This window comes from Enterococcus sp. MSG3299, assembly GCF_050555765.1.
GTDB lineage: Bacteria > Bacillota > Bacilli > Lactobacillales > Enterococcaceae > Enterococcus > Enterococcus faecalis.
In genome coordinates this window covers 463612-482787 of sequence record NZ_CP187869.1, presented here as the reverse complement: position 1 = coordinate 482787, position 19176 = coordinate 463612, and the positions used below count along the sequence as shown (strand labels likewise).

21 protein-coding genes are annotated in these 19176 nt (G+C 37.0%); 6 read left to right on the top strand and 15 right to left on the bottom strand.

The annotated features are described in order from the left end of the window. The first annotated feature begins 6 nt into the window (after nucleotides 1–6). Nucleotides 7–321: a DUF1827 family protein gene (locus IGL23_RS02525; RefSeq protein ID WP_002355547.1), complete on the top strand. Its 315-nt coding sequence runs from the start codon at nucleotides 7–9 to the stop codon at nucleotides 319–321. A gap of 40 nt (nucleotides 322–361) precedes the next feature. Here the strand turns inward: IGL23_RS02525 and IGL23_RS02520 are convergent, their stop codons facing one another. The 6 genes from IGL23_RS02520 to IGL23_RS02495 all read right to left on the bottom strand — a co-directional run bounded on the left by IGL23_RS02520 (nucleotide 362) and on the right by IGL23_RS02495 (nucleotide 7297). Continuing rightward, nucleotides 362–1432 carry a hypothetical protein gene (locus IGL23_RS02520; RefSeq protein ID WP_033594565.1) on the bottom strand — a complete coding sequence of 357 codons (1071 nt, stop codon included), beginning with the start codon at nucleotides 1430–1432 and terminating at the stop codon, nucleotides 362–364. Between the two features lie 66 nt (nucleotides 1433–1498). Continuing rightward, nucleotides 1499–2146, bottom strand: a complete 648-nt coding sequence (locus IGL23_RS02515) for a DUF421 domain-containing protein (RefSeq protein WP_002368017.1) — start codon at nucleotides 2144–2146, stop codon at nucleotides 1499–1501. Nucleotides 2147–2161: 15 nt separating this feature from the next. Further along, nucleotides 2162–2605, bottom strand: coding sequence for a DUF3290 domain-containing protein (locus tag IGL23_RS02510; protein ID WP_002355544.1), 444 nt, complete (start codon nucleotides 2603–2605; stop codon nucleotides 2162–2164). 175 nt (nucleotides 2606–2780) lie between these two features. Beyond that, nucleotides 2781–4355 (bottom strand): peptide chain release factor 3, encoded by a 1575-nt coding sequence (locus IGL23_RS02505; RefSeq protein WP_002355543.1) that lies wholly within the window; start codon nucleotides 4353–4355, stop codon nucleotides 2781–2783. A 173-nt stretch (nucleotides 4356–4528) separates the two neighbouring features. Beyond that, a complete protein-coding gene (locus tag IGL23_RS02500) occupies nucleotides 4529–5908 on the bottom strand; it encodes a hemolysin family protein (RefSeq protein WP_002363168.1) in 1380 nt (459 codons plus the stop codon). A 174-nt stretch (nucleotides 5909–6082) separates the two neighbouring features. Beyond that, on the bottom strand, nucleotides 6083–7297 hold the full coding sequence (locus IGL23_RS02495) for an AI-2E family transporter (RefSeq protein ID WP_002384914.1): 1215 nt from the start codon (nucleotides 7295–7297) through the stop codon (nucleotides 6083–6085). Nucleotides 7298–7372: 75 nt separating this feature from the next. Between IGL23_RS02495 and IGL23_RS02490 the strand changes: the two genes are divergently transcribed. Then, the gene (locus IGL23_RS02490; RefSeq protein WP_002361248.1) at nucleotides 7373–7804 is read left to right on the top strand and encodes a GNAT family N-acetyltransferase; all 432 of its coding nucleotides are present in this window, start codon (nucleotides 7373–7375) and stop codon (nucleotides 7802–7804) included. A gap of 87 nt (nucleotides 7805–7891) precedes the next feature. On the opposite strand, the gene bph is transcribed toward IGL23_RS02490, so the two are convergent. The 5 genes from bph to pfkB all read right to left on the bottom strand — a co-directional run bounded on the left by bph (nucleotide 7892) and on the right by pfkB (nucleotide 12425). Next, the gene (bph, locus tag IGL23_RS02485) at nucleotides 7892–8425 is read right to left on the bottom strand and encodes a biofilm phosphatase Bph (protein ID WP_002355538.1); all 534 of its coding nucleotides are present in this window, start codon (nucleotides 8423–8425) and stop codon (nucleotides 7892–7894) included. 188 nt (nucleotides 8426–8613) lie between these two features. Further along, nucleotides 8614–9591, bottom strand: a complete 978-nt coding sequence (gene lacD / locus IGL23_RS02480) for a tagatose-bisphosphate aldolase (protein ID WP_002364816.1) — start codon at nucleotides 9589–9591, stop codon at nucleotides 8614–8616. Next, entirely contained in the window at nucleotides 9588–10049 is a 462-nt protein-coding gene (locus IGL23_RS02475) for a fructose PTS transporter subunit IIA (RefSeq protein ID WP_002358680.1), read from the bottom strand. The genes lacD and IGL23_RS02475 overlap by 4 nt, the downstream gene beginning before the upstream one ends. A gap of 26 nt (nucleotides 10050–10075) precedes the next feature. Then, on the bottom strand, nucleotides 10076–11494 hold the full coding sequence (locus IGL23_RS02470) for a PTS fructose transporter subunit IIC (RefSeq protein ID WP_002355535.1): 1419 nt from the start codon (nucleotides 11492–11494) through the stop codon (nucleotides 10076–10078). 4 nt (nucleotides 11495–11498) lie between these two features. Then, on the bottom strand, nucleotides 11499–12425 hold the full coding sequence (gene pfkB / locus IGL23_RS02465) for a 1-phosphofructokinase (protein WP_002355534.1): 927 nt from the start codon (nucleotides 12423–12425) through the stop codon (nucleotides 11499–11501). A gap of 178 nt (nucleotides 12426–12603) precedes the next feature. On the opposite strand from pfkB, the gene IGL23_RS02460 reads away from it, so the two are divergent. Further along, nucleotides 12604–13350: a MurR/RpiR family transcriptional regulator gene (locus IGL23_RS02460; RefSeq protein WP_002363162.1), complete on the top strand. Its 747-nt coding sequence runs from the start codon at nucleotides 12604–12606 to the stop codon at nucleotides 13348–13350. A 59-nt stretch (nucleotides 13351–13409) separates the two neighbouring features. On the opposite strand, the gene trmB is transcribed toward IGL23_RS02460, so the two are convergent. The 4 genes from trmB to IGL23_RS02440 form a co-directional block, all read right to left on the bottom strand. After that, on the bottom strand, nucleotides 13410–14054 hold the full coding sequence (trmB, locus tag IGL23_RS02455; protein WP_033594563.1) for a tRNA (guanosine(46)-N7)-methyltransferase TrmB: 645 nt from the start codon (nucleotides 14052–14054) through the stop codon (nucleotides 13410–13412). Nucleotides 14055–14126: 72 nt separating this feature from the next. Next, nucleotides 14127–14906: a phosphotransferase family protein gene (locus tag IGL23_RS02450; RefSeq protein WP_002355531.1), complete on the bottom strand. Its 780-nt coding sequence runs from the start codon at nucleotides 14904–14906 to the stop codon at nucleotides 14127–14129. Between the two features lie 128 nt (nucleotides 14907–15034). Further along, on the bottom strand, nucleotides 15035–16246 hold the full coding sequence (locus IGL23_RS02445) for an ABC transporter permease (RefSeq protein WP_002371475.1): 1212 nt from the start codon (nucleotides 16244–16246) through the stop codon (nucleotides 15035–15037). A gap of 1 nt (nucleotide 16247) precedes the next feature. Continuing rightward, entirely contained in the window at nucleotides 16248–16985 is a 738-nt protein-coding gene (locus IGL23_RS02440) for an ABC transporter ATP-binding protein (protein WP_002363160.1), read from the bottom strand. Between the two features lie 215 nt (nucleotides 16986–17200). Here IGL23_RS02440 and IGL23_RS02435 point away from each other — a divergent pair, with 215 nt between their 5' ends. The 3 genes from IGL23_RS02435 (at nucleotide 17201) to IGL23_RS02425 (ending at nucleotide 19163) form a co-directional block, all read left to right on the top strand. Next, nucleotides 17201–17626, top strand: a complete 426-nt coding sequence (locus IGL23_RS02435) for an HIT family protein (RefSeq protein ID WP_002355527.1) — start codon at nucleotides 17201–17203, stop codon at nucleotides 17624–17626. Next, nucleotides 17627–17971 (top strand): YtxH domain-containing protein, encoded by a 345-nt coding sequence (locus tag IGL23_RS02430; RefSeq protein ID WP_002355526.1) that lies wholly within the window; start codon nucleotides 17627–17629, stop codon nucleotides 17969–17971. It begins immediately after the preceding gene. A 163-nt stretch (nucleotides 17972–18134) separates the two neighbouring features. Continuing rightward, a complete protein-coding gene (locus IGL23_RS02425) occupies nucleotides 18135–19163 on the top strand; it encodes a peptidylprolyl isomerase (RefSeq protein WP_033594561.1) in 1029 nt (342 codons plus the stop codon). Nucleotides 19164–19176 lie beyond the last annotated feature (13 nt).

Genomic DNA, 19176 nt, shown 5'->3' with positions numbered 1-19176 from the left:
GATAAAATGAAATTAGTGAATGTGACCAATAGCTACAAACAATTAGTAAATAAACAATTGGAAAACACGGATGCTTACTTTGTAAAAGTCTACTCAGCAGGAAACACGACCGCTGTCTATTCAGAAGCAGCTCACCATGTGGAAGTTCTGATTATGAATAAAAATCGTCGCATTCGTCCGACAGAAGTAAAAGAAATTTTAGCAAAACTGTTAAAACGATTACCTAAAGAGGCTTATGACCCAGATGAAATTTCTATCATTGAGTTAAACCATGTGACCGAAGTGTCTGTTCCATTAAAAGTTTCCCTCATGGAAAACTAAAAAAACTGCCGAAGTTTCCCCACTTCGGCAGTTTTTTAATTTATTGTGACGTTATTTTTTTTACAAGCCTTTGATAATTTTCCGACCAGGCTTCCTCATTTGTCGGACTGACTAATTTGTTTTCCTCGATTGCTTTTTTTCTTAAGTCATCCACTTCTTTTTTGAAATTTTCTCCCGATTTTTGAGCATAATCTTTAGAAAAATATTTTGATTGGCGCGAATAAGCCTTCAGTTTCGCATCTTTAATCTCTTCTTCTGTATCTGCAAAATATTCATCATAACGAAGATCGGTTATTTTCCCTGAATCTTTTAACGTAATAACAGTTAAACGTCCAGAAAGCCCCTCTCCAAAATCTTCTGTTAGACTTGTATAATGTTCTTTTGAGGGTTCTTTGATTTCCTTGGCTAAAGCCCTAGCAGCAGGAAGATAACCATTATTAGCGCTATTGGATTGACCTTTGGCTGTCTGGAAGGCGCCATCTAGACGATTTTCAGCAACCATTTGATTTTCTAGAAAAGTCATCGTATTAACAACGGTCACTAACGATTGATCAGTTCGGGCGTTGTTCGCTTGAAAATTTGCATAGCCGGATAAACGTTTTGTCACTCCTGCCCATTCTTCAGAATAATAGTTTTTAGGTCCACGTTCATCAAATTCCACTAACTGAATTTGTTGATCCTTAACAACGACATCAATTAAAGCCGTATAGCCGCCATCAAACACGACTTCATGATGATAATAATCCCCTTGAACTTCCCCGATTTCTGGACGACCTGACCAATACATCTTCTGAGCTTTTTCTTCTGGACTAATTCCTGATTGTCCATTATTAGCTTCTACTGTAGCGCCAGAAACAGCATCAACTTCAAAGGTATGTCCATTACGCTCATAACTCACTTTGGCAGCACTCTCTTTCGATTGATTATTCGTGTTTGCCTGCTCCTCCTGCTTTACAGAAGTGTCATTAGTGGCTTCCGAGGCACCACTCGTTACTTGGCCTGCTTCTTCTTCAGTACTTTCTTTCATTTTTTCAGTTCGTTGATTTGGTTGGCACCCCATTAAAACAATCATTGAACAAAATAACCCGACAACTATCTTTTTAGTTTTCATTTTTCCTCCTTTTAAAATTCATTGAATTACCATTTAATTTTAATATAAGTAGAATGAAAAGTATAGCTAAGCAATCGTTTTTTCTTCATACGGCGATAAACTTAACTGTCCAGATAAATACTCACCTAAATAGATTTCCTGTAATCTTTGAAATCCTTGTTCTTGGATTTGCGTTAATAGCCAGTGCTCATCTTTTTTGATTAACTCTAGGACATCCATGTTGGCTTGACCGTCCACAATAATCGGATAACGAATACTTTCATCGCCATATTCGACGATTGTTAATTGACCATTTTGTTCTAAAACCGCCCGTTTAACAAGCTGGACTTCATAAATACCATTTGCTCGTAATTTAAACATTAGATCATTTGCAGAAATACCATTTTTCAAACATTCCTTCACCACAACCTGTCCATCCTTGATTAAAGTAATGGGTTTACCATCCACAATTTGCTTCACATAGCGATTGTGTTCTTTTGCAAATTTTAAAATTAAGACTAATAATGTCCACAAAATTAACACTAATACAAATTGGAGCACCGTAATTGAATCATTATAAATAACACCACCAATAATGCCCCCCAATACATAGTTTTGCACTTGGTCCATAGCCGATGTGGGCGCCAAATTGCCTTTTCCCATCAAATTAATTTGGACAATTAAACAAATAATACCTAAAGCAAATTTAATAATAATTGGACTATAAAACTGCATTAATTTTCCCTCACTTTACTTTATGATTTCAATCGTTGGTGTTAATAAATACGTTTCTTGTAACGTATAAGACTGCTGATCCGTACTTAAACTCATTTTATAAAACACTTCGTCAATTTTAACTATGGTTCCGTCAGCCAATTGTGTACCATTGACATAAACTTTTTCTGGAGAAACCTTTTTTTCCTGTGCCACTTGTTCGACAAAATGTACCATTTGTGAAGATTGTGAATGCTGATTTTGGTTCAGTTGATAATTGGAATATTGAACCCCTAAAACAAATAATAATGATAAAAAAATAATAATACTTAATTCACGATATTTCGTTTGAATTTGATGTCGCACATAAAAACTAAATACAATGACTAGCCCGATTAACAAAGCAAAAATAAAAAAATACTTTAAGTAATCATTTAAATTAGATTGGCTTTTTAAATACTCGATGCCATAAAAATTCATGTTCTTGTCCACTCCTTGATAGGTTCGTTATAATAAGTATTCTATCTCAAAAAAAACAATCACGCCTGCTTTAATACCTTATAACAAGAAAAAGCTCAGCGCAATCATCTTGAGAATGACTGCGCCGAGCTTCAATCTTCTAAAGATTCAGCTACTGATTGATTACAAATTAATTTTACATCAAACTTTTCAGTTCAACATCTGGATATTTATCAGCAAACCAGCGTTCCGCAAATTGGTTTTCAAATAAGAACAATGGTTGGTCGAAGCGGTCCCGTGCCAAAATGTTTCGGCTAGAGCTCATGCGTTCATCTAAATCTTCTGGATTAATCCAGCGGGCAATTTTAGAACCCATTGGCGTCATTACCACTTCAGCATTGTATTCATTGGACATTCGGTATTGGAAAACTTCAAACTGCAATTGACCTACTGCGCCAATGATATATTCTTCCGTTAAATATGTTTTGTATAATTGAATGGCTCCTTCTTGAACCAGTTGGTAAATTCCTTTATGGAAAGATTTTTGTTTCATTACGTTTTTGGCAGTCACTTTCATGAATAATTCAGGGGTAAATGACGGCAACTCTTCATATTGAACATTCATTTTCCCTTCATACAAAGTATCGCCAATTTGGTAATTTCCTGTGTCATACACGCCGATAATATCGCCTGCAACAGCTTCTGTGACGTTTTCGCGGGCATCCGCCATAAATTGTGTCACGTTACTTAATTTGACTTTTTTGCCTGTTCTACCTAAGGTCACGTCCATGCCTCTTTCAAAAACACCTGAACAAATTCGAACAAAGGCAATTCGATCACGATGGGCTGGGTTCATATTCGCTTGAATTTTAAAGACAAAGCCTGAAAATTCTTTTTCATAAGGACTTACTTCGCCACCCTCTTCTGTTTTATGCGCATGTGGCGCAGGCGCAAATTGTAAGAAGGTTTCTAAAAATGTTTGAACCCCAAAGTTTGTCAAAGCAGAACCGAAGAAGACTGGCGTTTGATCACCACGAGCGATTTTTTCCTCGCTAAATTCATCGCCTGCTTCTACCAATAACTCAACATCTTCCAACACTTGTTGATAAACGCTGTTATTGTGCAATGGTAAATCGCTTGGGATATCGCCATCTTTTAAAGGAATAAAACGCTCCCCGCCATTATTTTCTGGACGATATAATTCCACACGTTCATTATAAATATCGTATAGACCTTCTAGGCCTTTTCCCATACCAATTGGCCAGTTCATTGGATAAGATTCAATATCCAATAGTTCTTCCAATTCTTCTAAAAGTTCCAATGGTTCCCGTCCGTCACGGTCCAATTTGTTAATAAAAGTAAAAATTGGAATACCACGTTTTTTAACAACTTGGAAAAGTTTTTTCGTTTGTGCTTCAATCCCTTTGGCACTGTCAATAACCATCACAGCACTATCCACGGCCATTAAGGTCCGATACGTATCCTCTGAGAAATCCTCATGCCCTGGGGTGTCCAAGATATTAATCCGTTTGTCTTGATAGTCAAATTGCATCACAGAACTCGTTACCGAAATTCCCCGTTGTTTTTCAATTTCCATCCAGTCAGATTTGGCAAAGTTCCCTGTTTTTTTCCCTTTGACTGTTCCAGCTTGGCGGATGGCGCCCCCAAATAATAATAATTGTTCAGTAATCGTTGTTTTCCCAGCATCCGGATGGGAAATAATCGCAAACGTACGGCGACTATCGACTGCTTCTTTTTGATTGATCGTCATAAAAATCTCCTTATCACTTGTGATGTTTATTTATTTATTTTCTTCAGCATAATTTTTGATTAACCTTTGCTAGTATATCATGTCAAGCCTTGAGAATAAAGAGCTGCTGTTGGCTGTTTTTTAAAAGGAAAACCTGCGACATTAGTCAAAACGACTGATGTCACAGGTTATTTTTAACGTCTTGGTTCGTCATCTTCCATTTCTTTACGGAAAAAACGACGATTTTCTTCTGGTTCTTCATCGACAGTTTCTTCATCGTAGAAATGAACGCGTAAGACTAGCAAACGTGTGCCTTCCATTTCTTCAGCAGTTAACTTAATATTGCCCACTTCAAAAGAAGGTTTTTCCCCTTCATCAGGAATGGTTCCTAATGCTGTAATTAAGTAACCTGCCATTGTATCAACATCGCTCATGTGTAAATCTGTTTCAAATACTTCATTAAATTCGTCAATTAACATGCGTCCTTGAACCAAATATTCATTGTCAGCCACTTGTGTATATAAATTTTCTACTTCATCTGTTTCATCGTCAATTTCACCAACGATTTCTTCTAGTAAATCTTCCAGTGTTGCTAAACCGACAACACCGCCATATTCATCTAGTAAAATCGCCATTTGGTTTTGTGTTCGTTTTAACTCATAAAGTAAATCATCAATAAAAATGGTTTCTGGGACAAATAATGGTTCTTGGATAATCGCGCCTAATTCAATGTTTTCAAAGCCTAAATTACGTGCAGCTTTTAGTAACGTTTTGGTATGTAAAATACCAACAATTTTATCTTTGTCTTCACTATAAACAGGAATCCGAGAATAATTTTCTCCTAAAATTAAATTGATGTTTTCTTGGACATCATCTTGGATGTCAACCATGAATGCGTCTGTCCGAGGAACCATTACTTCTCGTGCCACTTTTGTATCTAATGAAAAGACACCTTGTAGCATTTCTAGTTCTTCGTTTTCCAAAACACCTTCTGTTTCAAGCATATAGCGCATTTCATCTCGTGTCATCTTCGAATCAGCATCATCGAAAGTCATTGGTGTGATTTTGGATAATAAATCGGTCGAAGCCGATAGCAACCAAACGAAGGGACGCGCGATAACTCCTAAAAAGCGGACTGCACCAGAAGTCAATTGAGCGACTTCTTCTGATTTATTCATAGCAATTCGTTTAGGGTATAATTCACCAAATACAATAGAAACGTACGTTAACAACGCTAAGATAATGATACTGGCAAGACTCTTAGCTGCGGCGCCGCCACCTAATACAGGGGCCAAACGACTAGATAAAGTCTCTGCTAATGAAGCACCAGATAGGATATTAACCAAAGTAATCCCTACTTGGATTGTGGATAAAAAGTTATTGGGGTCTTGCAATACCTTAAGCAATTTTTGAGCTTTTGCGTCGCCGTCTTCCGCTTTTTGTTCCACACGATTCTTGTTAACAGATACGACTGCAATTTCCGCCGCTGCCAAAAAGGCATTGATAAACGTCAACACGACTAATAATAGAAGTTGCGCAATTAGCGACTGACTCTCAGGGTCAGCATTATTCATAATGTTCTCTCTCTCCTTAATTGTTGATAATTCCGAGGCTGTACTTTCGTACTCTTTTAATGTTCTTCCTCTTTTTATGGTTAGGCTTAGAAACAGACACAATCAGTATTATGACAGGTTATTTTCTATCCTAATCCATAAAATCATAGCACGAAAGATTAGCGGATTCAATCATTAACCGTTATTTTCTTTCGTATTTGTTTCATTCCCTAAAAGAACGGCATTGGTAACTTTTTCACTACGACCCGCTTTGACCATATCAATAACATAGTAGATAATGGTCCGGCAGATTGCGTAAAATGGGACGCCGAGGAAAATACCTAGCAAACCTGCTAAATTTCCTGCTACCAATAAAATTAAAATAATCGTTAATGGATGGATTTTTAGAGATTTTCCGATAACGTTTGGATAAATAATATTTCCGTCCAATTGTTGAACCACTAGCACCACTAAACAACATAAGGCTGCTTTGACGGGTTCATTAAAGATAGTCACTAAGACAGCGGGCGCTAATCCTAGATAAGGTCCTAGATAGGGAATCAAATTCGTAAAGCCGGCAATGACACCAAATAAAAAGGCATAACGAACGCCAAGCAATGAATACCCAATAATCGTAAATGTACCGACAAATAAACATTCAATCGCTTGTCCACTAATATAACTGGATAAGGTTTGGTTCAATTGTCCTAAAAGATCCACAATATCATCTTTTCTTTTCTCAGGTAAAAAGCGTTGAATCGCTGGTACTAGCTTATCTCCATCTTTTAACATATAAAATAAAATAAATGGCGCAGTGACCAAAACAATGGTGGTTGACGCCACCGTTGATACGATTGAACCTAAGCTACTTGATAAACTACTTAAAAATTGTTGGATAATATTGGCATAAGAAATATCCATTTTTTCAATATAGCTTGTTAAATCAATTTGTTTAAAAATAGGTAACTCCGCAATCTCATAAATCCAGGTCTCCACTTGTTTAAAGAAATCTGGCATACTTGATGCTAAACTAGCTAGCTGATCTGCCAACTTAGGGATAATTGTTAATAAGATCAGAACTAATGCGATGATTAGTAATAAAAATACCAGTAAGACGGCATAAATTCGTTTCATTTTCGTCTTCATTAGTAGATTGACCACAGGATTTAGTAAATAATACAAAAAGCCTGCTACTAAGACTGGGGCAAACAACGTTGAAAAGAATGTCCCAATCGGTGCAAATAAGAAATTAATTTTCGAAGCAATAAATAATAGCATGGCCACGACAAGTAATTCAACTGACCAGAAAAATAATTTCGATTCTTTAAATCGATTAATCACAGCGGCTCCTCCTTTATTTTTATTCAATTGTTGCTGTTTTATTTTATCACACCTTCCCCCCTCAGTCATTGAGAATACTTCATTGCTAGAACTTTTTCGTGGTATAATAAAATAGAAACAGATTCTGAACTTGGGGGTTTTTCTATGCATGTAGCTCAAACAAAAGATACCATGAGTGATCTTTATTTAGATGCTGTCCGGCTTCGTCAACGCGTATTCGTAGCGGAACAAGGGGTACCAGAAGAGATGGAAATCGATGAATATGAAGCACGTTGTATTCACTTTGTTTTGTACACGGATCATGTAGCTGTCGCAACTTGTCGCTTGCTTCCACTAGAAAATGGCGTTATGAAATTACAACGAATGGCCGTTGAAAAAGCTTACCGTGGCGCCGACTATGGACGAATGATTATGGAAGCGGCGGAAAATTTTGCCAAAGAACAAGGCTACCACAAGATTACTCTAGGAGCACAAGTCACCGCTGTAGGCTTCTATGAACGTTTAGGTTATCAAAAAACAGGAGCACCTTTTATGGATGCTGGCATTGAACACTACGAAATGAATAAAGAACTATAACACCAATTAAATCGGAAAATTTAGAGCTTGGAGCATTAGCCATTTTGGCTAATGCTCCAAGCTCCTTTTGTGGGCTGTTTACATCGGCTATTTTTTTGATAGCTGTTGATAACGTTGATACCAGATATCTACATATTCGGGCGAGAAGGGGCCTTTTTCGTTATTAATCCAATCCACTAAAGTCTTGACATTTTCTTTTAAAATGAAGTCAATATCTTCTGGATAATCCATTAGTTTGCTATGAAATTCATATTCATCAACGTCTAGTAAACGTTTTTCACCATCTGGAAAAACCTTGATATCTAAATCATAATCAATATACTTCAACGCTTCGTCATCTAAAACATATGGCGAAGCCAGATTGCAGTAATACGAAACCCCCTTTTCTCTAATCATTGCTATTATATTGAACCAATATTTCTTGTGAAAATAAACAATGGCTGGTTCACGAGTCACCCACCGACGTCCGTCGGATTCCGTTACTAACGTGTGATCGTTCACACCAATTAAAGAATACTCGCTCGTTTTTAGTACCATCGTATCACGCCACGTTCGATGTAAATGTCCGTCATGTTTATAACTCTGAATGGTTACAAACTCGCCTTCTTTAGGAATTCCCATAATACCCCAACTTTCCCCAAATAAAGTAAAGCAATGTTACTTTTTGGGTGTTCATACATCGATATCGAAATAATTATATCATATCTTTTGAGTTTGCGTACATTGAGTTCACTTAAAGAAGACGATTTCTGAAAAAATTTAATTCAGATGACCAAATAGTTTAAATTCAGTATATATTTTCAGCTTAATTACTGTATTTTTTCAAAGACTGATACTGCGCTCTCTCTTAAAACCTGATTCAATTCTTCAACATTTGTTTTACCAGTTGTTTCAAGCCACGCAACGGCTGCTTCAGAACCTTGTTGAACAAATGGAAGCACGCCGTCTGCCCAAGTTGCGCGACCACATAAGACTCCATTAAACGAGGAACCTGCTTTTTTTGCAAATTTCAATGTTTCCTGAAACATCGTAGCACTAACCCCTGCACTCAAGAAAATAAATGGAAGTTGTGTTGCTTCACTTTGCATGTTGAAAAAGGCCTGCGCTTCATCTTGGCTATAAAGACTTTCAGTGCCAAAACCTTCTACAAAATTCATGTTCACAGGGACTTCTACTTTTAAAACATCAACATTATAGCGATCCTTTGAAAATTCTTTCATCGCTTCAATTACTTTGTGCGGTTTTACTTTAGCGTATTCTTTTGAAGCACTATCCGAATTGTTTGCATCATAAGAGACAATTTCTAAAAAGAATGGAATTTCTTCGGCTAAACATTCTGAACCAATCCGTTCTATATAAGCTTTCTTTCGTTCATTGATTGCTTCACTTTCGTCAACATCGTAGTAAAGTAAAAATTTACACGCGTCTGCGCCCGCTTCTTTTAAACGCTTAACCGACCAAACATCAAGACTATCGGGTAACCGTCCTGGTGTCGAAGCATCGTAGCCCGTTTTTTCATACGCAAGTAACAAACCTGAAGTCTGTGCTCGATTTTCAGCAGCAGCTAGGCCATATTCTGGATCCAGCAAAATTGCTGAAGTCTCTGGTGTTAAGCAACGAGATACTAATACTTTAAAGTCACTGATTTCTTGAGCAGTCACCTCTTTGTATTTTCCCATCATGCGTTTTAAGGCCCCACGTTGATCAATGGCTAGTGCTCCAATAATCCCTTGATCATCTACCAGATTTTCTAAATGTTTACGTTTTTGTTCACTAATTTTTTTCATTCTGTTCCCTCTCCTAATTGATTATTTAGTAACGTAGCAATTTCAGCTGGCGAACTTGCTTGTTTCAGTCCAGAAGTAACTTCTTCTCTTAATAGGAGGCGCGCAACGGAAGAGAGTAATTTCAAATGTGTCGTGCCAGCTTCGGCATCTGGAATAAACAGCGCAATCACAAACTCCGTTAATTGGTTGTCAAGGCTCTGCCACTCAACACCTTGGTCCAAGGTAACGATGATAATGGCCGCTTGTTGAATCGTTGCTGCTTTTGCATGAGGTATCGCAAATCCATTCATCATCCCCGTTGTTCCTTCTTGTTCTCGCTCGTTCAGTTTATCGAAAACTTCCTGTGCGTCCTGAGCAACTTCCAATTCTGTTGATTTTTTTGCTAAAAAGTGAAAAACATCCTCTTGCGTTTGTAACTGTTGATTTAAAAAAATATGATTTTCTTTAATAAAAGCCATTCCATCCACTCCTAATTCCTGTTATTTCATTTTTTTGATAACGATTGCTCTTGTTTGGCGATTCTACTTTTTTGTACAAAACCTAGCAATAAACCGCCTACCAATGAACCAGCTAAAATTGCCAGAACCCATTGAACAGCGTGAGTAACAACTGGTAAAACAAGAAATCCTCCATGAGGTGCTGGCACTTGTACCCCAAACATATACGTTAGGACTGCCGCAATTGAAGATCCGAGCATCATAATTGGTAAAACCTTCAAGGGGTCTTTTGCCGCAAACGGAATAGCGCCTTCTGTAATATGTGTGGAGCCTAAAATAAAGTTCACTAGCCCCGCATTGCGTTCATTTGTGTCAAAGTATTTTCCAAAGAATAATGTAGCAAAGCCTGTAATTAAAGGTGGCGCTATGCAGGCAGCAGAAACTCCTGCCATAAAAGAAGTATTTCCTTGAGCTAAGAGTGCCGTCCCAGTAACATAGGCCGCTTTATTAACTGGACCTCCCATATCAAAGGCACACATACAACCCACAATAATTCCTAAAACCAACGGACTGGAGTTTTGGAAACTAGCTAAAAAGCTCATCATTCCTTCGTTAACAGCTTTCATCGGATCTGCTAGTAAAGACATAGTGATACCAATAACTGCAACGCCAATGACTGGATAAAGGAAAATTGCTTTTAAACCATCTAATGATTTAGGCAAACCTTTAAATACTCTTTGTAATAAAAGAATGAAATACCCAGCAAGGAAACCAGATAATATCCCTCCTAAAAAGCCAGTGCCACCCGTGTTAGCAATCAAACCACCGACAAAGCCCACAACCAAACCAGGTCGTTTTGCAATCCCCTCTGCGATATACGCAGATAAGATTGGCACCATCATGCCCATTGAGGCATCACCAATACTTTTTAACATAGCAGCGGTAGCATTATACTGACTACTTTCTGGATCAAATGAATAAATGCCCCAAATAGCAAAAGAAAGAGCAATTAAAACGCCGCCTGCTACTACAAACGGCAACATGTGAGAGACGCCATTCATTAAGTTTTTATAAATACTATGTCCAACATTTCCTGAAGAAATTTGTGTCTCCTGTTCAAGTTCGTCCACTGCTTGGTTTTCGGCCGCAATCGATCCTTTGCCTGCGAGTGCTTCTTCAATTAAGCGATCTGCTTCTTTAATCCCCACACTGACAGGGACATCAATGATTCGTTTCCCAGCAAAACGTTCTGCTTGAACGTCTTTATCGGCGGCAATAATGACTGCCTCCGCTCCTTGGATTTCTGCAGGTGTTAACTCGTTTTCTATACCAATCTGACCATGTGTTTCAACCTTAATCGTAATACCTTTACGTTTCGCAGCTTGTTCCAATGCCTCCTGTGCCATATACGTGTGCGCTATTCCCGTTGGACAACCTGTAGCAGCTATTAATTGATACGTAGCCATCTGTTTATTCCTCCTCTTGAATCTTTATTTGTTGCTCTAACTCCTGAACATCTGAAAAATCTGTCAATCCTTTGCGAAATGCTGTTGAACTACCTGCTGCAATACTTCTTTTTAAATTTTTTTCCAATGATAGTCCTTGATGCCAACCAGCTAAAAAGGTACCTAACATTGCATCCCCTGAACAAGCTGTATTCACAACCATTCCAGTTGGTGAATTACCTGAAAGAACCTTTTCATTATTCATAAATAAAGCCCCTTCACTACCTAAAGAAAGTAAAATATTTTTGGCTCCCCGCTTCAGTAATTCTTGTCCGTAAAAAATGTAATCATCCTTAGTCTGCACTTCTGTATGAAACCATTCTTGAAGTTCTTCTTCATTTGGTTTCAATAAAAATGGTTGATAAGGCAAACAATCTAAAATTTCTTCATAACTACTGTCTAAGATTAAGAACACCTGCTTTTCAAAACAAATTCGGCTAATTTCAATCAAAATACTTGGCGAAACCCCTTGTGGTAAACTTCCTGATACGCACAAATAATCCCCTTTACGTAACTCTGAAATTTTTTTCAAAAAACGTTGTACATGTTCTTCAGATAATTTTGGTCCTTTATTGACTAATTTGTATTCCTTTTGATCTTGGGTAACTTTTGTAAACACATTGATTCTCGTTGTGCCAGCGACTTCGATAAAATCAGTGGTTATCTCTTTTTCTTTTAAATAATCCTCGACATAGTTCCCAGTGAAACCAGCTTTGACTCCCAAAGCGGTATTATCAATCCCTAACATCTTTAAAATTAGGGAAACATTGACTCCTTTCCCGTTTGCTTGAATATCATCTTCCTTCGTGCGATTCACGACAAAAGGAACTAGCTCTTCTGTTTCGATAAATAAATCAATGGCTAAATTTAATGTACATGTATAAATAGTCACTGTAGTTCCTCCTTTCTCCTCTTTATTATGTCTCAAAATACCATGTAAAGGTTTTCATTCTTTCGCAAAAATATAGAAAACATTTACAATTTCATAATTTCTCTAGCTTTTTTATTTTTTTTCATTAAAAATAGGCTTATAAATGTTTTTTTAGTGAAAGAAAGAAGGGCTAGCCATTATGGAACAAAAATTGAGTGAGTCAGAGCAATATCTCTGGCATTTTATCGAAACACATATTTTAGAAATCCCTGATTATTCCATTGTAAAATTAAGCGAACGAGCCAACGTATCAACTGCGACGATTGTAAGAACCATGAAAAAGAAAGGTTATGAAGGTTTCACATCCTTCAAGCATCATTTGAAAGATAAAGAAAACCAAAATATAAATTTTTCAGCATTAGAAAAAGTAGACCGAGGAATTCGGACGGCCATTTTAAAGAATGAAGAAGAAGTAACTCGTACGATTAACATGATTGAAATTGGTAATATCGAAGATGCGATCCAAAAAATCAAGGCTTCTCGACGGATTATTATCTTTGCTAGAGGTTTTTCAGAATTAATTGCTCAGGAAATGATGGTTAAGTTTCAATTGGCTGGCAAATACTGTGAACTGCATACGGACCCAGAAATTATTAAAAATATTAGTAAAAAATTATCAAAAAAAGATGTGGCTCTTTTTGTTTCCTTAAATGGAGAAACTCAAGAATTAGTTGTCGCTGGTAAAAACTGTTACGACTCAGAAATTGGGACTATCCTTTTAACTGCAAGCAAACACTCTAGTTTAATGAAATATATTGAAATTCCGTTCGTGGGTTTCAAATCAGAAGGCTCCTTTTTCCCCGATTATGAAGTGCGTTCACGGTTACCACTATCCATTCTGGCAAGAATTTTATTGGATGCCTATGCTCTAAGAACGACAACTTAGGCTTTCTTAAATAATAAAAAACAAGCATTCCTTCACTTAAAATAAAGGAATGCTTGTTTTTATTTTGCAACAAAACGTGCTTCTACTCGATAAATTCGTTGACCAAGACTAGAAAATTTTTCTTCGTATTCTGTCATAATGTTGCCTTCAAACTCGCTATTATGCAAATCTAGCCATACACGTTCAATAATCATGCCATATTTAGAAAAGCTACTTAATGAGTATTCGAAGAGCCCTTGATTATCCGTTTTAAAATGAATTTCTCCATTTGGTTTTAAAATAATTTCATCTGTCGCTAAAAAGTTTTTATACGTTAAACGACGTTTTTCATGTTTTTTCTTTGGCCAAGGATCTGAAAAATTTAAATAGATTAAATCTACTTCATTTTCAGCAAAATATTCTGTTAATGCTTCGCCGTCTACTCGCAATAACTGTAGATTAGGTAACGGCTCGGCCACTAGCTTATCTAATGCAATCGATAAAATACTTAATTGCATATCGATACCAATATAATTAATTTCAGGATGTGCTTTAGCCATTTCATAAATAAAACGACCTTTACCTGAACCAATTTCAATGTGGATGGGATGATTATTGCCAAAACGTTCTTGCCATTTCCCTTGCCATTTTTCAGGACCTTCTACCACATATTGTGGATATTTTGCCATATATTCTGCTGCTCCGGGTCTATTTCTTACACGCATATTTAAAATTCCTTTCTTTTAAAAACAGACTGGTGAAATTCGCCAGCCTGTGTGGATGTTAAATGAATTAGTTTAACTACTAAACATTCGTTTTAATTGTAAAATTTCTGCAGTCATTGCTCTTCTTTCGCCCTCTTGGTGATGACGAACAATCTCTTGTAAAAAGCTAAATAAACCATACCAATAAATTCGTTGAACCGTACTTTCATTCGGGATTAAACCATAAGATAGTAACCATTGATTCCAGCCAGAACGAGGGACATAATGACTCAAAATCATTCCTAAATCTACCGCTGGGTCCGCGACCATCACAGAATCCCAATCTACTAAATAGAGATAATTATTCGAGACTAACCAATTCCGATGATTCACATCGCCGTGGACAGCCACATAGCTAGTTTCTGGATATTCTGGTAAATGATTATATAAATAAGTGATTACTTCTTTTAAATAACTGTTTCGTTTTAATTCTTTAGGTAGTTGACGCTTATACTCTTTCAACATTGTTAGCGGGGTACAAACTTCGCCACCAATTTTTTTCAACATGTCTTTCAGCAAATTGGAATGATGCAATTGGTATAACACGTCAATCACGTCATTGCGTTTGCCAATTTCGTCCGCATGTAATAAACGTCCTTCCAGCCATTCTTGGGCTGTTAGTACGTCGCCATTCGCTGTCCGCTTTGTCCAAATCATCTTCGGGGCTAACCCTTCTTTAGACAATGCTGCAAGAAGTGGAGAAGTGTTTCGTTTAATGAACACTTTCTCTGTTTCTTTTATTCCCATGTATGTTTGACCAGTTGCGCCCTTTATCGGCTGCAGACGCCAGTCTTTATCCAACTGAAATTCCATGGAAATTATCTCCTATCTCAACACAATTTTATTGCAATTTTTACAGCAATTACCATTTTAGTCGCCAAACCTTGCTTCGTCAAGCTTCTATGTGGTTCTTTTGTAAATTTTGCTGGGTTTTCTCATCTTTATAACTTATTCAAGCGCATTGGAACATACATTTTAGTGAAAATCACAACTTCTACAATTAAGGCACCCAGAATGATCAAGCTATTTTGCAAACTGCCTAAACGAAGGCAGACAATCCCACCAAAAATAATGGCCGCAACAGATAATGCGCCGCTAATTAACCGGCGAATCGCTGCTTGTTTTTTTTCTATTGAAATTGGATATAACTGTGTCATCACCATATAATCAAATTGCGTGTACATGGGAATCAACTGGAACCCGATTAAATAGACAAACAATAAAGCAACTACCAACGCAATCCAGAATTCTTGTAAAAAGAAGAGTAGCACGCCACCAACCAAAATCAAACGAAACAATAAGCCGCTATATTCGCTACCTCGTAAAAAGCTCCGAATGAATAAGTAAGCATACGTGTTCTCAGATGTTTTTTTGACTACTCCGAGGAGAGGATCTAAGTATTTACGGCGTTTCACTGTACTACTCACTTCAGGAATATCTGTAAACAGCTGAATGAATTTATAAATTCTATGCATTCTGTTTTGTTCTTTTTGGATCATTTTTTCCCAATCCAAGAAACTCTGTTTCATCTTATTTTGCCAAATACTCGATAAACAAACGGCCAGGATGATGCCACCAATCACACCAACCCAAGGCGTCCAGTAAATAGCTCCCGTCATAATCAAGAGACTACTGATCAACCAAACAAACCACCAACTACGGTAAGTGGTTGACGAAAGATGATAGAGCCCATAGCTTTGTAAACTAAGATGTGTATAAATCATACAAACTAGCATGACCAAAAATAAAAAGAAGGTTTGAAACGACCAACCTGTTGTGACTACAATCAACGGCATCAATAGGCCACTTCCTAGAAAGCTGACCACAATCGGTAAAAGTAAAGAGTAGCGCAGCGCTCGTTTCAGATAAGCAGCGAATTGTTTTTCTTTTGGTAATAAAAAAACCTTGTCTGGCTCTTCTGTCAGAGTAGCCAACTTACCAACTTGAATGAGTAGCAGCCAGCCCAACAGAATTAACGGTCTGCCCCAAACAAAATCACGAGGTAATTCTTTTAACAACTGGGAATAGTACAGACCTAATCCGCCTAATAAAAACATACAGACTAAAACAAAATGATCATTTAAAATATAGCGCAAGTACTTGGACATTTTTTTGAAATGCCGTGACAAACGTTGACTAAAAAATTCGCCCATGTTACCCCACCTTTTCTTCCTTCGTCAAGGCAAGATAAATATCATCTAAAGAAGACTCTGGTAAATTAAATTCTGCACGTAATTCAGCCATTGTACCGTTTGCCCGTAATTTCCCTTCGTGTAGCACCACAAAGCGATCACAATATTTTTCAGCTGTTGCTAAAATATGCGTGGACATTAAAATCGCTGCCCCTTGCTTACGCATCGTATCCATTAATTCTAATAAAGCATGAATTGCTAAAGGATCTAAGCCTAGAAAAGGTTCATCAATAATATATAAACTCGGTTCAATTAAGAATGCACAAAGTACCATGACTTTTTGTTTCATGCCTTTTGAAAAATTAGCAGGAAACCATTCCAATTTATTGTCTAAGCGGAACGTTTTTAGTAATGGTTCCGCTCGTTTGAATGCTTCTTCTAATGGAATATCATAAGCCAAGGCCGTTACTTCGATATGCTCTTTCAATGTTAATTCTTCATATAAAGAAGGTGTTTCCGGAATATACCCGATTTTTTTACGATATTCTTCAGGGGCTTGTTGCAATGTTTCCCCGTCAATCATAATTTTGCCTTTTTGCGGCGTAAGTAACCCAATAATATTTTTGATGGTGGTGCTTTTCCCCGCACCATTCAAGCCGATTAAACCAACCATTTCACCAGACTTGACGTCAAAATTAATATCTTTTAAGACAGGAATATGGCCGTAACCTCCTGTTAAATGTTCAATTGTTAAGCTCATTTCTTTTGCCTCCAACCTTTTCTCTCTACCATTATTAAACCCTAAGCGAACCAAGAATTCAAAAATTACTCCCTTAATTAAATGGATTTTTTTCTTTCTCTTATTATACACGAAATGAAACGAACTTTTTAGCGAACTCACGTACTTTTTCATCCACAGAGAAATCAACTTGTGGTAAAGTAAAGGAAAGAACCTAGAGAAAAGAGGAATTTTTCATGAATGATTGTATTTTTTGTAAAATTATCAACGGCGAAATCCCAAGTTATAAAGTCTATGAAGACGAGAAAGTCTATGCGTTTTTAGATATCACACAAGTGACCAAAGGACATACCTTAATGATTCCAAAACAACACGTTGCTGATATTTTTGAATATAATGACGTTTTAGCAAGTGACGTCTTTGCACGTATTCCTAAAGTAGCACGAGCATTAGAAAAAGCTTTTCCAGAAATGGAAGGATTAAACATTTTAAATAACAATAAGGAAGTGGCTTATCAATCCGTTTTCCATTCCCACGTTCATTTGATTCCCCGTTATTCAAAAGAAGATGATTTCTCTATTCATTTTGGCAACCATCAAGAGGACTATTCCGCCGAAGCGATGCAAGAAATTGCTGAGACTATTGCAAAGCAGGTGAACTAAATGAAAAAATTTATTAAAGGCCTCTTTTTTGGCGCAGCTGCCGGTACCATTGGCGGTTTGTTGGCTGCTCCAAGAAGCGGGAAAGAAACACGCCAACATTTAATCAATGAGCTAGAAGATTATCGTTCACTGAAAAATCAAGTCACGAATGACTGGGATCAGGTGCAACGAAACTTGGCAGTTGTCGAAGAAAACGTTCCACTGGCAACTGAATTTTCAAAAGATTTGCAACAAGAAATTACTGATTTCAAATTCCAAGCGGAACCTCGGATTGCTCAAATTAAAGAACAAATTGCCAAAATTACGGCTGAATTACCTGACACACAAACCAACAAGCAAAAGTAAAGTCTTTGATGTTAATTATTTCTTTTGTTATTAAAAAAATAAAAAGTGTGACGTAAATACGAATTTTGTTTGAAACTATGCCTGAGACTCTTTCTTTTTCAAAATGAGGTATGGTATAGTTATAACAGAAATAAAACTAAAAAAAACAGGAGTGCATAAGAGAATGAAGAAAAAACTAATCTTAGCTGCAGCGGGCGCAATGGCCGTTTTTAGTTTAGCAGCGTGTTCAAGCGGTTCAAAAGATATCGCAACAATGAAAGGTTCAACAATTACTGTTGATGATTTTTATAACCAAATTAAAGAACAAAGTACGAGCCAACAAGCGTTTAGCCAAATGGTTATTTATAAAGTCTTTGAAGAAAAATATGGCGACAAAGTAACTGACAAAGCCATTCAAAAGAAATTTGATGACGCTAAAAAACAAGTGGAAGCGCAAGGCGGAAAATTCTCTGATGCACTAACACAAGCTGGTTTAACTGAAAAATCATTCAAGAAACAATTAAAACAAGCCGAAGCAATGCAAGTAGGTTTGAAAGATCACTTGAAAATTACAGATGAAGACTTAAAAACAGCTTGGGCAAGCTTCCATCCAGAAGTAGAAGCACAAATTATCCAAGTTGCTTCAGAAGATGATGCAAAAGCTGTCAAGAAAGAAATCACTGACGGCGGCGATTTCGCAAAAATTGCCAAAGACAAATCAACCGATGCTGCAACGAAAAAAGACGGCGGTAAAATTAAATTTGATTCACAATCAACAACTGTTCCTGCCGAAGTTAAAGAAGCAGCCTTCAAACTAAAAGATGGCGAAGTATCAGAACCAATTGCTGCAACAAACGCACAAACGTACCAAACAACTTACTATGTAGTGAAAATGACGAAAAACAAAGCAAAAGGCAATGACATGAAACCTTATGAAAAAGAGATCAAGAAAATTGCTGAAGAGACAAAATTAGCCGATCAAACATTCCAAGCAAAAGTTATTAGTGACGAATTAAAAGCGGCCAATGTGAAAATTAAAGATGATGCCTTCAAGAATGCTTTAGCAGGCTACATGCAAACTGAATCTTCAAGCGCTTCTTCAGAGAAAAAAGAATCAAAATCAAGTGATTCTAAAACAAGTGATACCAAAACAAGCGACTCTGAAAAAGCAACAGATTCTTCAAGTAAAACAACAGAATCTTCTTCTAAATAAACATACAAAAGGG

Bases quoted from the DNA above. Each gene is read 5' to 3' on its own strand.
- IGL23_RS02525 (WP_002355547.1), top strand. From the start codon at position 7: ATGAAATTAGTGAATGTGACCAATAGCTACAAACAATTAGTAAATAAA.
- IGL23_RS02520 (WP_033594565.1), bottom strand. From the start codon at position 1,432: ATGAAAACTAAAAAGATAGTTGTCGGGTTATTTTGTTCAATGATTGTT.
- IGL23_RS02515 (WP_002368017.1), bottom strand. From the start codon at position 2,146: ATGCAGTTTTATAGTCCAATTATTATTAAATTTGCTTTAGGTATTATT.
- IGL23_RS02510 (WP_002355544.1), bottom strand. From the start codon at position 2,605: ATGAATTTTTATGGCATCGAGTATTTAAAAAGCCAATCTAATTTAAAT.
- IGL23_RS02505 (WP_002355543.1), bottom strand. From the start codon at position 4,355: ATGACGATCAATCAAAAAGAAGCAGTCGATAGTCGCCGTACGTTTGCG.
- IGL23_RS02500 (WP_002363168.1), bottom strand. From the start codon at position 5,908: ATGAATAATGCTGACCCTGAGAGTCAGTCGCTAATTGCGCAACTTCTA.
- IGL23_RS02495 (WP_002384914.1), bottom strand. From the start codon at position 7,297: ATGACTGAGGGGGGAAGGTGTGATAAAATAAAACAGCAACAATTGAAT.
- IGL23_RS02490 (WP_002361248.1), top strand. From the start codon at position 7,373: ATGCATGTAGCTCAAACAAAAGATACCATGAGTGATCTTTATTTAGAT.
- bph (WP_002355538.1), bottom strand. From the start codon at position 8,425: ATGGGAATTCCTAAAGAAGGCGAGTTTGTAACCATTCAGAGTTATAAA.
- lacD (WP_002364816.1), bottom strand. From the start codon at position 9,591: ATGAAAAAAATTAGTGAACAAAAACGTAAACATTTAGAAAATCTGGTA.
- IGL23_RS02475 (WP_002358680.1), bottom strand. From the start codon at position 10,049: ATGGCTTTTATTAAAGAAAATCATATTTTTTTAAATCAACAGTTACAA.
- IGL23_RS02470 (WP_002355535.1), bottom strand. From the start codon at position 11,494: ATGGCTACGTATCAATTAATAGCTGCTACAGGTTGTCCAACGGGAATA.
- IGL23_RS02460 (WP_002363162.1), top strand. From the start codon at position 12,604: ATGGAACAAAAATTGAGTGAGTCAGAGCAATATCTCTGGCATTTTATC.
- trmB (WP_033594563.1), bottom strand. From the start codon at position 14,054: ATGCGTGTAAGAAATAGACCCGGAGCAGCAGAATATATGGCAAAATAT.
- IGL23_RS02450 (WP_002355531.1), bottom strand. From the start codon at position 14,906: ATGGAATTTCAGTTGGATAAAGACTGGCGTCTGCAGCCGATAAAGGGC.
- IGL23_RS02445 (WP_002371475.1), bottom strand. From the start codon at position 16,246: ATGGGCGAATTTTTTAGTCAACGTTTGTCACGGCATTTCAAAAAAATG.
- IGL23_RS02440 (WP_002363160.1), bottom strand. From the start codon at position 16,985: ATGAGCTTAACAATTGAACATTTAACAGGAGGTTACGGCCATATTCCT.
- IGL23_RS02435 (WP_002355527.1), top strand. From the start codon at position 17,201: ATGAATGATTGTATTTTTTGTAAAATTATCAACGGCGAAATCCCAAGT.
- IGL23_RS02430 (WP_002355526.1), top strand. From the start codon at position 17,627: ATGAAAAAATTTATTAAAGGCCTCTTTTTTGGCGCAGCTGCCGGTACC.
- IGL23_RS02425 (WP_033594561.1), top strand. From the start codon at position 18,135: ATGAAGAAAAAACTAATCTTAGCTGCAGCGGGCGCAATGGCCGTTTTT.